This is a genomic window from Verminephrobacter aporrectodeae subsp. tuberculatae (assembly GCF_026127385.1).
Classification (GTDB): domain Bacteria; phylum Pseudomonadota; class Gammaproteobacteria; order Burkholderiales; family Burkholderiaceae_C; genus Acidovorax; species Acidovorax aporrectodeae.
In genome coordinates this window covers 384,280-397,415 of record NZ_QZCX01000002.1, presented here as the reverse complement: position 1 = coordinate 397,415, position 13,136 = coordinate 384,280, and the positions used below count along the sequence as shown (strand labels likewise).

General features: G+C 69.2%; 13 protein-coding genes. 1 reads left to right on the top strand and 12 read right to left on the bottom strand.

The features are described from left to right. Positions 1–11: 11 nt before the first annotated feature. The 10 genes from D5041_RS09785 to D5041_RS09740 all read right to left on the bottom strand — a co-directional run bounded on the left by D5041_RS09785 (position 12) and on the right by D5041_RS09740 (position 10,348). Entirely contained in the window at positions 12–260 is a 249-nt protein-coding gene (locus D5041_RS09785) for a hypothetical protein (protein WP_265284611.1), read from the bottom strand. Further along, positions 257–886: a formate dehydrogenase FDH3 subunit beta gene (gene fdh3B, locus D5041_RS09780; protein WP_265257513.1), complete on the bottom strand. Its 630-nt coding sequence runs from the start codon at positions 884–886 to the stop codon at positions 257–259. Before fdh3B ends, D5041_RS09785 begins: the two co-directional genes overlap by 4 nt. Positions 887–918: 32 nt before the next feature. Further along, entirely contained in the window at positions 919–3,885 is a 2,967-nt protein-coding gene (locus tag D5041_RS09775; RefSeq protein WP_265284610.1) for a formate dehydrogenase subunit alpha, read from the bottom strand. A 13-nt stretch (positions 3,886–3,898) separates the two neighbouring features. Continuing rightward, positions 3,899–4,126, bottom strand: coding sequence for a twin-arginine translocation signal domain-containing protein (locus tag D5041_RS09770; protein WP_010105854.1), 228 nt, complete (start codon positions 4,124–4,126; stop codon positions 3,899–3,901). A gap of 145 nt (positions 4,127–4,271) precedes the next feature. Continuing rightward, the gene (locus D5041_RS09765) at positions 4,272–4,907 is read right to left on the bottom strand and encodes a TorD/DmsD family molecular chaperone (protein WP_010105853.1); all 636 of its coding nucleotides are present in this window, start codon (positions 4,905–4,907) and stop codon (positions 4,272–4,274) included. Continuing rightward, positions 4,904–6,970 carry a 4Fe-4S binding protein gene (locus D5041_RS09760; protein WP_265285076.1) on the bottom strand — a complete coding sequence of 689 codons (2,067 nt, stop codon included), beginning with the start codon at positions 6,968–6,970 and terminating at the stop codon, positions 4,904–4,906. Before D5041_RS09760 ends, D5041_RS09765 begins: the two co-directional genes overlap by 4 nt. Continuing rightward, entirely contained in the window at positions 6,930–7,586 is a 657-nt protein-coding gene (locus D5041_RS09755; RefSeq protein ID WP_265284609.1) for a DUF3306 domain-containing protein, read from the bottom strand. The genes D5041_RS09760 and D5041_RS09755 overlap by 41 nt, the downstream gene beginning before the upstream one ends. Beyond that, positions 7,579–8,136 (bottom strand): DUF3305 domain-containing protein, encoded by a 558-nt coding sequence (locus tag D5041_RS09750; RefSeq protein WP_265284608.1) that lies wholly within the window; start codon positions 8,134–8,136, stop codon positions 7,579–7,581. Before D5041_RS09750 ends, D5041_RS09755 begins: the two co-directional genes overlap by 8 nt. Before the next feature lie 85 nt (positions 8,137–8,221). After that, complete coding sequence (locus D5041_RS09745) at positions 8,222–9,295, bottom strand: alkene reductase (protein ID WP_265284607.1); 1,074 nt, start codon at positions 9,293–9,295, stop codon at positions 8,222–8,224. A 156-nt stretch (positions 9,296–9,451) separates the two neighbouring features. Then, on the bottom strand, positions 9,452–10,348 hold the full coding sequence (locus tag D5041_RS09740; RefSeq protein ID WP_265284605.1) for an EamA family transporter: 897 nt from the start codon (positions 10,346–10,348) through the stop codon (positions 9,452–9,454). Positions 10,349–10,561: 213 nt separating this feature from the next. On the opposite strand from D5041_RS09740, the gene D5041_RS09735 reads away from it, so the two are divergent. Further along, entirely contained in the window at positions 10,562–11,122 is a 561-nt protein-coding gene (locus tag D5041_RS09735) for a MarR family winged helix-turn-helix transcriptional regulator (RefSeq protein WP_265284603.1), read from the top strand. A 40-nt stretch (positions 11,123–11,162) separates the two neighbouring features. Here D5041_RS09735 and D5041_RS09730 read toward each other — a convergent pair whose 3' ends face one another. Both D5041_RS09730 and D5041_RS09725 read right to left on the bottom strand, forming a co-directional pair. Further along, the gene (locus tag D5041_RS09730) at positions 11,163–12,083 is read right to left on the bottom strand and encodes an ABC transporter ATP-binding protein (RefSeq protein WP_265284601.1); all 921 of its coding nucleotides are present in this window, start codon (positions 12,081–12,083) and stop codon (positions 11,163–11,165) included. After that, positions 12,076–13,074 (bottom strand): FecCD family ABC transporter permease, encoded by a 999-nt coding sequence (locus D5041_RS09725; RefSeq protein WP_265284599.1) that lies wholly within the window; start codon positions 13,072–13,074, stop codon positions 12,076–12,078. Before D5041_RS09725 ends, D5041_RS09730 begins: the two co-directional genes overlap by 8 nt. Positions 13,075–13,136 lie beyond the last annotated feature (62 nt).

Below are 13,136 nucleotides of genomic sequence, written 5' to 3'. Positions count from 1 at the left end.
AGACCTCCTCCTCACCGCGTGCGGCTGTATTCGTTCTGGCCGTACTGCTGGCGCGCCCTGAGCTGCGCCGCCCAAGCGGCCTGGTCCCCGGCCTTCCAGCCAGGCTGCATGAAGGGGCTGCCGGTTCCTGCGTAGGCCGGGGCGTCGCTGCGGATGCCTGCGCCGGTCTGCGGCTTTTCTCCGCAGGCGCCCAACCCGAGCAGGGCCGCGGCGGCAAGGGCAAGAGGGGCGAGGGGGGCGAGGAGAGGGAGACGCTTCATGGCTTGCCTCCCGCGGGTGGGGCCGTCCGATCCGTTCCCTGCGCCGTGCCGTAGGCCGTGCCCCAGCCCCATACCTCGGCGCCCTTGCCGCGCTGTACCACGCGGGTGCGGAAGATGTCCGCGAGCACGTCGCCATCGCCGGCGAGCAGGGCCTTGGTGGAGCACATTTCGGCGCAGACGGGGAGCTTGCCCTCGGCCAGGCGGTTGCGGCCGTATTTCTCGAACTCGGCCTGGCTGCCATGTTCCTCCGGTCCGCCCGCGCAGAAGGTGCATTTGTCCATCTTGCCGCGCACGCCAAAGCTGCCGTTTGACGGGAACTGCGGCGCACCAAACGGGCAGGCGTAGCTGCAGTAGCCGCAGCCAATGCAGATGTCCTTGTCGTGCAGCACCACGCCTTCTTCGGTGCGGTAGAAGCAGTTCACGGGGCAGACGGCCATGCAGGGCGCGTCGCTGCAATGCATGCAGGCCACCGAGATGGACTTCTCGCCGGGCACACCGTCGTTGAGCGTGACCACGCGGCGGCGGTTCACGCCCCACGGGACCTCGTGCTCGTTCTTGCAGGCGGTCACGCAGCCGTTGCACTCGATGCAGCGCTCTGCGTCGCAGATGAATTTCATTCTTGCCATGCTGGTTTCTCCCGGTCAGCGCAGGCGGGCGCTCATGCCCGCTCCACGTTGCAGATCGTGCTCTTGGTTTCCTGCATCATGGTCACGCAGTCGTAGCCGTAGGTGGTCGCCGTGTTCACCGCCTCGCCACGCACCAAGGGCGCAGCGCCCTTGGGGTAGTAGGCCAGCATGTCGGCGCCCTGCCAGTGGCCGGAGAAGTGGAACGGCATCCACACCGTGTCCGGCGCCACGCGCTCCGTCACCAGGGCCTGCACGTTGAGCCGGGCGCCCGTGGGCGAGCTGAGCCACACGCGCTCGCCGTTGCGGATTCCGCGCTCGGACGCGGTTTGGGGGTGGATCTCGACGAACGATTCCTGCTGCAATTCGGCCAGCCAGGGGTTGGAGCGGGTCTCCTCGCCGCCGCCCTCGTATTCGACCAGGCGGCCCGAACTCAGGATGAGCGGGAACTTCTCGTGCAGTTTGTCGGCGAGGTTTTTGTCTTGCAGGCTTTTGTAGAGCGTGGGCAGGCGCCAGAAGGCTTTCTTGTCTTCGTACGTGGGGTACTTGGCGATCAGCTCGGGCCGGGTTCCGTACAGCGGCTCGCGGTGCTGCGGAATCGCGTCGGGGAAATTCCAGACCAGCGCGCGCGCCTTGGCGTTGCCAAACGGATGGCAGCCATGCGCCATGGCCACCCGGATGATCGCGCCCGTGGGGTCGGTCTTCCAGTTCCGGCCTTCGGCCTTGGCCTTCTCGGCGTCGCTGAGGTCGTCCCACCAGCCGAGCTTCTTGAGCAGCACGTGGTCGAACTCGGGGTAGCCGGTGGTGATTTCGCAGCCCAGCGAGTGCGAACCGTCTTCGGCCAGCAGGTTCTGTCCCTCGCGCTCCACGCCAAAGTTGGCGCGAAAGTTGCCACCCCCCTGCATCACGTGTTTCGAGGTGTCGTACAGATTCGGCGAACCAGGGTGCTTGAGTTCGGGCGTTCCGTAGCAGGGCCATGGCAGGCCAAAGTAGTCCCCGCCGAGGTCGTAGCCGCTTTCCGGGTCCTTGCCGCCGCGCGATTGCAGCGTCTTCACGTCGAACAGGTGCATGTTGCGCATATGCGCCTTCAGGCGCTCGGGGCTCTGGCCCGTGTAGCCTATGGTCCAGACGCTGCGGTTGATCTCCCGCAGGATGTCCTCGGGAACGGGCTCGTCCAGGCCCTTGACCTTCTGCATCCCGTAGTTCTTCGAGAGCTTGTCGGCAAAGCCCAGTTTCTCGGCGAGCTGGTGCATGATCATGTGGTCCGAGCGGCTCTCCCACAGCGGGTCGATGACCTTCTCGCGCCACTGGATCGAGCGGTTCGACGCCGTGCACGAGCCGCTGGTCTCGAACTGCGTGGCCGCGGGCAGCAGGTAGACCGCGCGCTCGGGGTTCAGGTCCTCGGTCCTTCCGGGCATGGCCGCCATGGCCGCCGTGGCGGAGGGATAGGGGTCCACCACCACCAGCAGGTCGAGCCGGTCGAGCGCGCGCTTCATCTCCAGGCCGCGCGTCTGCGAGTTCGGCGCATGGCCCCAGAAGAACAGGCCGCGCAGGTTCGAGTCCTGGTCGATCAAGGCATTGTCTTCGAGCACGCCGTCGATCCAGCGCGAAACGGTGATTCCGTTCTTGCCCATCATCGCGGGCGACGCGTAGCGGCCCTTGATCCATTCGAGGTCCACGCCCCAGGCGGCCGCGAAATGCTTCCACGAACCCTCGGCCAGGCCGTAGTAGCCGGGCAGCGAGTCGGGGTTCGGGCCCACGTCGGTCGCGCCTTGCACGTTGTCGTGGCCGCGGAAGATGTTCGCGCCGCCGCCGGACTTGCCCACATTGCCGAGCGCCAGTTGCAGGATGCACGACGCGCGCACCATGGCGTTGCCGATGGTGTGCTGCGTCTGGCCCATGCACCACACGATGGTTCCGGGGCGGTTGGCGTTGAGCATGCCGGCGACCTTGCGCATCTGCTCCTCCTGGACCCCGCAGGCTTCCTCCACCTTGTCGGGAGTCCATTTGGCGAGCACGTCCGCGCGCACCTGCTCCATCCCGTAGACACGGTCGTGGATGTACTTCTTGTCTTCCCAGCCGTTCTTGAAGATGTGGTAGAGCAGGCCGAACAGAAAGGGGATGTCGGCTCCCGAGCGGATGCGCACGTACTCGTCGGCCTTGGCCGCGGTGCGCGTGAAGCGCGGGTCGACGACGATCATCTTGCAGCCGCTTTCCTTGGCGTGCAGCATGTGCAGCATGCTCACCGGGTGCGCCTCGGCCGCGTTGGAGCCGATGTACAGCGCGACCCGGCTGTTTTGCATGTCGTTGTACGAATTCGTCATCGCACCGTAGCCCCAGGTGTTGGCCACGCCGGCCACCGTGGTCGAGTGGCAGATGCGCGCCTGGTGGTCGCAGTTGTTGCTGCCCCAGAAGCTCACGAACTTGCGCAGCAGATAGGCCTGTTCGTTGTTGTGCTTGGACGAGCCCACGAAGTACAGGCTGTCCGGGCCGCTGGCTTGGCGCAGCGCCTGCATCCGGGCGCTGATCTCGGTCAGCGCCTGCTCCCAGCTGATGCGTTCGTACTTGCCATCGAGCAGCTTCATGGGGTAGCGCAGGCGGTACTCGCCATGGCCGTGCTCGCGCAGCGCCGCACCCTTGGCGCAGTGCGCACCCAGGTTGATGGGCGAGTCGAACACCGGCTCCTGGCGCAGCCACACGCCGTTCTCGACCACGGCGTCCACGGCGCAGCCGACCGAGCAGTGGGTGCACACGGTGCGGCGCACTTCGATTTTGCCGTCGCCGACGCCGGCCTTGGTGCCCGCGGCGTGGGACTTTTCGAGCAGCGTGATCTGCGCCGCAGCGACGCCCACCCCCACGCCCAGACCGGAGCGGCGCAGGAACGCGCGCCGGTCCATGGTCGGCAGGGCCTGCGCCAGGCCACGGCGCAGGCTGTGCACAAGGGGGGACGCAGATGTGGATGCCCCCTGCGCGGCGGGGGAGGATTTCCTGGTCAGCAACATGGCGTGCCCGCTGTCAGACCCGGGTGGTTTCGTAGTACTGCCGGACGTGCGCCGACAGGTGGTAGCCCCCGCCGCCCTCCGGCGCCCCGCGCGCGGGTTCGGACGGCGTCGCGTCCGGTGAAGGGACGGCGTGCGGGAGCGCCACCACGGCGGCTGCCGCAGCCCCTGCGGTGGCGGCGCCGCGCAGGAAGCTGCGGCGCGCGGGAGATGGGTGGTGATCGGGGGGCTGGCGGTTCTGCATGGTGACTCCGGCAATGGCTGGCAGCTATGTAACGTTGTGCATACGAAGTCTATGCGATGGGCACAAGACTCTGCAAACCCGGGTTTGTATCCACCCACCACCGCGCCCCTCTTCTCCCCGTCTCTCCGCGCGCGCAGCCGTTCTTTCAGGCCCCGTCGAACATCTCGAAGCCCTGCGTTTCCACGGCCATGAAGGCCCGCGTGAACCGGGCCAGCGCGCAGTAGAAATGCGCCAGCGGGTGCGCCTGCAGCGCGTCGCACAAGGGCCGGACCCAGGGCTGCAGATGCGTTGTAAAAAAGTTGCGTTGCGCCCCCAGGGTGCAGACCGCCGGGTCGTCGCCTGCGATCAGGTAGCGCATCGCCTCGCACAGGCAGGCGATATGGTCCTCGGTTTCGGGAATCGCTTCGGCGCGCGCCAGCCCCATCCGGTCCAGGTCGCCGCGCAGGCGGGCGAGCGGCTTCTCGTTGAGAAAGCCGCTCAGGTAGTGCGATCCGTACAGGTACAGCGCGGGCTTGCCCACGCCGCCAAACAGGTGCTCGAACTCCTGCGCGATCGCGGCGTCGCTGAGCGCGCGGGCCGCGTCCACCAACTGCTGCCAGGGCTCCTGCAAGCAGTCCCCGGCCTGCGGCGCCCCGGTCGGCGCACCGCGCAGCGCGGACAGCAGCGCGGCGCCGGGTGCGGCGTAGTACAGCTGCGCCAGCAGGCCGTAGAGCTCGGCGCGCGCGGCCTCCTCGTCCAGGGCCGCGCTGCTCGGCGGTAGCGGGAAGGCGCTGGTGCTCACAGGTCGGTCGCTTTCGTTTCGTGGGGAGAGGAATACAAGTCGATCACGCGGCAATCGCTGCACATCTTGATCCGCTCGCGCGCCGCGCCCTGGAACATGGCGTGGCCCGAGAGCCTGTCCAGCATGGCCTCGATGGCCTGCACGGTGCCAAACGGCTTGCCGCAGCGCACGCAGGCCCAGGGGCTGGCCTCGTTGAGCACCCGCGGCTGCGCGCGCCCGGGCGCCAGCAGCAGGCGGGGTTGCAGCCGGATCGCGTCCTCGGGGCAGGTGCTGGCGCACAGGCCGCACTGCACGCAGTTTGCTTCGATGAAGCGCAGCTGCGGCAGCTGCGGGTTGTCCTGCAGGGCGCCGGCCGGGCAGGCGCCCACGCAGCTCAGGCACAGGGTGCAGCGGTCCTTGTTCACCTCGATGCTGCCCAGCGGCGAACCCGCGGCGGGCAGCGCAATCGCCTGGGGCCGCTGCGCTGCGGGCAGGGGCGCGTGTTCGATCAGCTGCTCCAGCGCCAGCGCCAGCGTGCTGCGCTTCTCCTGCGCCACGGCAAAGCGCGCCGCCACGGCGGGGCTGCGCGCCGTCCGTCCCAGCGCCTGCAGCGCCGTGTCCAGATCGGCGGCGCTCGTGGCCCGCAGCCACTGCACGGGGGTGCCGGCGTGGCCCAGCCCGCGCCAAATGTCCTGGGCCACGTCCATCTGCGCCTGCAGGCCGTCGAGGTATTGCGGCGCCTCTTCGTGCGTGCTCAGCAGCACCAGCTGCGCCGCGCCATAGGCCAGCGCGCTGAGCCACAGGTCCAGCCCCGCGCTCGCCGTGTGCCACAGCGCCACCGGAATCACGTGGGCCGGGACACCGTGCGCCAGACCAAGCCGCGCGGCGCGGCCCAGCTCGCCCACCAGCGCCTGCCCACGGTCCTGGCTGTGCAGCAGCAGCACCGCGTCCCTGCCGCCCGCAGCGGCGTAGGTCGAGAGCAAGGTCCTGAACCGGGCCCCCAGCTGCGTGGCATCGGGGTAGGCGTACGCGAGCGCCCCCGTGGGGCACACCGTGGTGCAGGCGCCGCAGCCCACGCACAGATGCGGGTTCACCTGAATCTGCTGGTGGCTCTTGTCGCTGGCAATCGCCTCGGCCGAGCAGATGTCCACGCAGGCCTTGCAGCCCACGCTTGCGTTGCGGCTGTGCGCGCAAAGCCTTTGCTGGTAGACGAAGAACCGCGGCTTCTCGAACGCGCCCACCAACTCGCGCAGCTTGAACAGCGTGGCGCTGTCGCGGCCGTCCCAGCGGAAATACCCCTGCGGCAAGGCGTGCTGCACGAAGCCGGGCCCGGCGCCGACCGCGCGCAAGTCCAGCACCAGGTCAAAGCGCTCCTGCTGCGCGCTGGCTGCGCGCTGGAAATCGATGGCCCCTGCGGCCTGGCACTGCTGCACGCAGCTGCGGTGCGCGCGGCAGGCGGACAGGTCGATCTGGTAGTCGAGCCCGATGGCGTTCTCCGGGCAGGCGGCCACGCAGGCGTTGCAGCGCGTGCACAGGTCCAGGTCGATGGGGTTGTCGGCCTGCCACTGCAAATCAAAGGCCCCGAGCCAGCCCGTCAGCCCCGTGATGCGCCCGCCGAGCACCGGATGCCGCCGTGCCTGCGCGCCGCCTGCGCTTCCCGGACCCTGCGTGAACAGGGTCACGTCGAGCACGTCGCACAGCAGGGCCGCTGCCTGTTCGGCGGCGTCCAGCGGGCCGATGATCAGCAGCCGGCCCGTGCTCTGGTAGCTCACCGTGGGAACGGGGGGCGGGTCGGGCAATCGGGCCGCAGCGAGCAGGGCCGCGATCTTCGGGCTGGCCTGCGCGGCGTCGCGGCTCCAGCCGCCGGTTTCGCGGATATTCACGAAGCGGATCGGCGCCACCGCCCCTTCGGTCTGCAAGCCCAGTTCGGCAAACAGGCGCTGCTCCTGCGTGCAGGCCACGAGCACCTCCTGGTCGCAGCGGATGGCCTTCTGGAACGCCCCCGCGTCGCGCCGGCACAGCGTGGAATGCAGGCTCAGGTCCTCATGCAATGCCCGGCCCAAGGCCTTCGCGTCGAGGGGCATCGTCCGGTTGCAGTCGCAGATCAGTGTGGTCATGTTCGGATTGGCTCGCTGGCGTGGCCACCGCACCGGTGGGGGCGGCGGCCAAGTCGGGCTTGCTGGTGGGTAGGGGAGTGGGAATGGCCTTGCACGGGGGAGGCCGTGCCCTGTCCGGGGTCGTCGCCTCCTGCGCACCGTCCCGGGTCGGGGGGAGCGCAGGGGCCATTGCGTTGCCGTCCGTCCCTCCCCCGAAGAAGCCCATGGCCCGGGCGCTGGCCATCTTGCGCAGCATGCCCTCGGGCAGCGGGTCGGGCTGGGTGTAGTCGCCGACGTAGATGTCGAGCCCGTCCATCACGTTGAAATGCGGATCGGCAAACAGCTTTTTCAGCGCCAGATTGCGCACCTCGGGCGAGACCGCGCGCGCCAGAAAGGGCTTGAAGTCGGACGCGGGCGTCAGCGCCTGCGCGTCGGCCAGCGAGGGGGGTGGCGGCGGGGCCTCGAGCACCTGCGGCGGCGGTTCCCTCTGCTCCTCCGGGGCCTGCGCTGCGGGCATGGCCACGGGCGCCGGCTCCTGCACCGGCCTGCCGGCGCGCACGTCCTGCTTGCGGCGCGACCAGCGCCCCAGGAATCCGTCAAGCATGGTCATCACCGCCCGCACCACCGCCCTGCCCTTGCGTGGGCACCGGGGCGGAGTTGCCAAACCGGTCGTGCAGCGCGCGGAAGCTGTCGGGGCGCTTGCGGCGCCTGGGTTCGGGCCGGTAATGCGCGGCCACGAAGGCGCGCAGGACCTGCAGCACCTCGGGCGCCGCGGGCAGTTGCTCCACGGTTTCCTGCGCGTCCAGCCAGCGGCCCGCGTCGTGGTAGCTCAGGCTCACCTGCACGGGGCGGGCGAGCGCGACCCCGTCCGCGCCCGGGTCCTCATCCGGGCGCCACAGAACGAACCAGCACGGGGCCGGGGAGCAGAGGTTCAGGTAATAGCCTTCGGCGTCGTCGCGAAACAGTTCCACGAGAAAACCCGGGAACAGCCAGCGCTGCCCGCGCGCGTCGTCCGGGAGCCGGCGCGGCTGCGTGCCAAACGCCGGGTCATGCTGCAACACCTCGGCCAGCGACCAGCGCCAGACCTGCCAGCGATGGTCGATGCGCTCGCAGCGCATGATCACGGCAACGTCGGTATGCGGGCGCTCGGTCATGGGCCAAGACTTTACTCCGCAACCGCCTCGATCACCGCGATAGCGCATGTGCCCCGAGCGCGCGCCCGGGGCCGTTTGCCGAGCGCTACTCCTGCAAGACCGGGTAGTCCGTATATCCCCTGTCTCCCCCTGCATAGTAGGTATCGGGATCAGCGGCATTGAGCGGTGCGGGGCGGCGCAGCCGGCTGACCAGATCGGGGTTGGCCAGGAACAGCGCGCCAAGACTCACGGCGTCTGCCAGGCCCTCGCGCAGCACCGGCTCGATGCTCTGCGGGGCGACGGGCCAGCTGTTTGCGTCCGCATGCGGGTTGAGTATCAGGGCGCCACTCCAGTGCCTGCGGATGTCCTGGGTCTGCGCCCTGTTCCCCGCCTCCATGACGTGCAAGTAGGCCAGGGCTGGCAGTTGGGGCACGAGTGCACGGTAGAGCAACTCGGTGTCGCCTTCCTGGATGTCGTTGTAAGGGTTTCCCGGCGAGATGCGCACACCCGTGCGGTCGGCGCCGATGGCCGCGCTCACCGCGTGCAGCACGTCCAGGGTGAAGCGCACCCGGTTGGCGACACTGCCGCCGTATCCGTCCTCGCGCGTATTGCAGTTTTGCGCCATGAACTGGTGGAGCAGGAACCCATTGCCCGCGTGGACCTCTACGCCGTCGAAGCCCGCGTCGCGGGCGTTGACGGCCGCTTGGGCAAAGTCGCGGCAAGTCTGCTCGATCTCGGCCAGGCTGAGCGCACGCGGAACCGGGTAGGGCTGGGGACCACTGGGCGTATGCGCCTGACCAGCGGGAGCCAGCGCCGAGGGCCCTACGGACTGGTGCGCAGTCGCATACAGCGACGGATGGCCGACCCGCCCCGCATGCATCAGCTGCGCGACGATTCTTCCCCCCGCCAAGTGCACCGCCTGCGTCACCTCGCGCCACGCAGCCACCTGCCGGGGCGTGTGCAGGCCGGGCGTGTTCATGAAGCCCTGTCCGACCTGGCTGGGCTGGGTTCCTTCCGAGATGATCATCCCGGCACTCGCGCGCTGGGCGTAGTAGCGCGCCATGGAAGGAGATGCCTCGCCGCTTGGCGTCGCGCGGTTACGGGTCATCGGCGCCATCACCAGGCGGTTTGCAAGGGGAATGGCACCCAAGGTCGTGGGTTCAAAAGTGCGATCGGTCATGTGCAGGTTTCCTTTTCAATAGTTTGTTGGCGGTACTTGGCATGGGCGGCTGCCAGCAGACCGCCCGTCTCGGCCGTGCTGATCCGCACGGCCTGCCTGGTGTGCGCGGTGTGGTGCGCGCGGTGCGGCCACCCGTGGCCGTGTCCACCGCGCGCATCAGGAACTTGGATCAGATGCCGCGGTCGCAGCATCCCGGGCCTGTGCCAGCACGACCGCGCCGACGACGCAAGCCGCACCCAGCAGCTGGGTCGGGCCCAGGCCTTGGCCCAGGTACACAAGGCCCAGCAGCGCTGCCGATAGCGGGCTCAGCAGCGAGAGGAAGGACAGCGACAACGCCGGCATGCGCTCGATGCCCCGAAACCACAAGGCATAGGCCAGAAGCGCACCGATCACCGACAGGTATCCGAAGCCCATCCAGTTCGCCGCGCTGAGGCCGGCCGGCAGCCCCTCACCAAGCAGCATCACGGGCAACAGCACGGCGCCGCCGATGCCGAGCTGCCACCCGGTGTAGGTCATGACGCCCACACCGGAAGGACGTCCCCAGCGCTTGGACAGCACCAGCCCCAGGGCCATCGACAGCGCCCCCGCGCCCCCCGCCGCAATGCCCACGCCATCGAAGCGTGCGCCAGGCTGTAACGCCACCAGGCCCACGCCCGCGACGGCGAGCACACAGGCCAGCAACTGCACCGGAACAAAGGCCCGGCCCAACAGCAGGGTCCCCAGAATGAGCACGATCACGGGCTGAGAGGACAGGATCAGCGCCGCAACCCCGCCGGGCAGGTGATACGCAGCCACGAACAGCAAATAGAAGAAGGCACCGATGTTGAGCACCCCCAGCACCGCCATGCGCCACCACCACGCGCCCCGGGGCAGGCGTCCGCCCAGCGCCACGAGCAGCAGACCGGCGGGCAAGGCGCGCATCACTGCGGCAAGCAGCGGACGGTCCGCGGGCAACAACTCGGTGGTCACCAGGTACGTGCTGCCCCAGACGATGGGCGCCATTGCCGTGAGCAGCAGGTCGATCCAGGAAACACGCGGTGGATCGCAGCTCATGCTGGCCTCCGGGGAGTGGTGCGAAAAGTCATTCCTTCGGCGCACGCCATGCAGTAGTTGATCAGCATACGGTTTTCCTTGCGGTTTCATGAGAAGCGCGATGACGTTCGCCCCATGGGCGCCGCCACTCGCAGCCAGAAGGCTGGACATGCATTTATCTTGATGTCAAGATAGAGCACATTGTGTAGAAAAACTATCTTGAAGTCAAGACATATGCGAACCCGGACCACCGACCGACTGCCAGACGCAGTGGATGCCATCCTCGACCAATGGGCGCGCGAGCGCCCCGACCTCGACGTCAGCCCCATGGGGCCGATCGGGCGCCTCAAGCGATGCGCCGCGCTGCTCGGACACCACCTGGAGGCTTGTTTCGCGGACTTCGGCCTGAGCCTGTGGGAATTCGACATGCTCGCCACGCTGCGGCGCTCCGGTGCGCCCTACCGCCTCTCGCCAACGGAGCTGTTTTCAACGCTGATGGTGACCTCCGGAACGATGACGCACCGGCTCAAACGCCTGGAGACCAACGGACTCGTGCAGCGGGTGCCCAGCGCGCTGGACGCACGCAGCATGCTCGTTCAGCTGACTCGCAAGGGGCTGCGCTTGATCAATCGCGCGGTCGAGGCGCACGTGGAGAACGAGCGCCGCCTTCTCTCCGCGTTGCCCGCCACGGTACGGGCCGATCTCGACCACCACCTGTCCGTGCTGCTCTCGACTTTGGAGCAAAGCAGCAGCGCTCACGAAGACCCCCGCGGGGAGGCAGAGGGAGGCGCGTGAGCCAGTAGCCCTGCCATGCCCCGCAAGGAAACTGCGCCCCTCAAACGCTGCGGCGAGCGCGAAGGGAGGGCGCGTCCACCCGGTGGGTCCCGGCGCCCGCCCATTGCGGCAGCGGCAGCGCCCGCTCCACCAACACCACGCAGGCTTGCCCGGCGGTGCGTTCGACGCGGGCCTCGATGCCGTAGGCCGCGCGCAGCAGTTCCGGCCGCAGCACCGCATCCGGCGCGCCCTCGGCCAGCAGGCCGCCCGTGCACGCAAACCCAGGCGGCCCCGCCACGGCGCCCGCCCCCCGTTGCGGACGAGCCGTCCCGGGGGCGCCCAGAAGCACCAGGCGATCGCAGTGGCGCGCGGCGAGATTCAGGTCGTGCATGGCCACGCAGACGATCGCGCCGCGCTCACGTGCCGCCTGGCGCAGCGCCTGCAAGGTGAGCATCTGCCAGCGCAGATCCAGTGCGCTGGTCGGTTCGTCGAGCAGCATGAGCGGCGTGCGGCGCACCAGCGCCTGCGCCAAGCCGACCATTTGGCGCTGCCCGCCGGAGAGTTGGTCGAGCCGCCGCAGCGCCAGCGGCAGCAACTGGAGTTCGGTGAGCACAGCTTGCAGCCGGGCCTCGCGTTCGCCGCCCCGCAGATCGGGGCGGGTCGCCCGCAGCGCGCCGGCAATGCTCTCCAGCACCCGCAGCGTGGAGGCTTGCGGCAGCACTTGCGGCAGATAGGCCACGTGGCGCAGATGTTGGTCGCGCGGGCAACGCAGCAAGTCCAGGCTGCCCAAGCGCACCTCGCCCTGGACCGGCAGCAGGCGTGCACAGGCGCGCAGCACAGTGGACTTGCCCGCGCCGTTCGGCCCCAGCAGGCCGATCATGCTGCCGGGCGCGGCCGGCGCCAGCGACAGCTGCGACAGCACGCGGCGGCTGCCGTAGCCCGCATCCAGCGCATGGATGCAGAAGCCGGCGCCGTCATTCATGGGCCGACGCACTGCGGCGCAACAGCAGCAGCATGAACATCGGCACGCCGATCAGCGCCGTGACGATGCCGATCGGCAGCACCACCCCCGGCACGACGCTCTTGCTGAGCACCGAGGCGCCGCAGACCATCAGCGCCCCGGACAGCGCGGCGGCGGGCAGGTAGTGCCGGTGGTCCTCGCCGACCAGCAGGCGCGCGACGTGCGGAGCCACCAGGCCCACGAAGCCGATGGTGCCGACAAAGGACAGCGCGGTGGCCGTGACCAGGCTGATGCGCAGCAACACCAGCACGCGCAGGCGTTCCACCGGCAGACCCAGGCTGCGCGCCTGCTCGTCCCCGCCGCGCAACACGGTCAGGGTCCAGGCGTCGCGCGCGGCCCATGGGCCGGCCAGCGCCAGCACGGCGGCCAGCAGCGCGACCTTGGTGCCGCTGGTGCGGCCCAGGCTGCCCATGGTCCAGAACACGATCTGCTGCAGCGCGTCGTTGTCGGCGATGTACTGCAGCAGCCACAGCAGCGACTCCAGGCTGAACATCAGGGCGATGCCGAACAGCACCACGGTCCCGGTGCCGGCGCCCTGGCGCCAAGCCAGCCAGACGATCAGCAAGGTGGCGAGCAGCGCGCCGGCAAAGGCGCCGACCGTCAGCGCGAGGTTTTCACTCCACAGCGTCCAGGTCCAGCCACTGATCGCCACCGCAGAGGCGCCCACACTGGCCGCTGCCGACAGCCCCAGTGTGAAAGGACTGGCCAGCGGATTGTTCAGCACCGTCTGCATCTCGGCCCCCGCCAGCCCCAGCGCCGCGCCCACCAGCACCGCCAGCAGCGCGCTGGGCAGACGCACCTGCCACAGGATCACGCGCTGTTCCAGCGGCAGTGCCCCGGGCTGCCACAGACCCGTCAGCAGCTGCGTCCAGGGAAAGCGCGCCGGGCCGGTGGAAATGTCCAGCGCCAGCAGCGAGAGCAGCACCAGCAGCAGCCCGGCCAGAGCAGCCAAGCGCCGCCGCACCAGGCGCCGGTTTGGCGCCGCTCGCGTTGGCGGCGCTCGCGCCCCGGGTC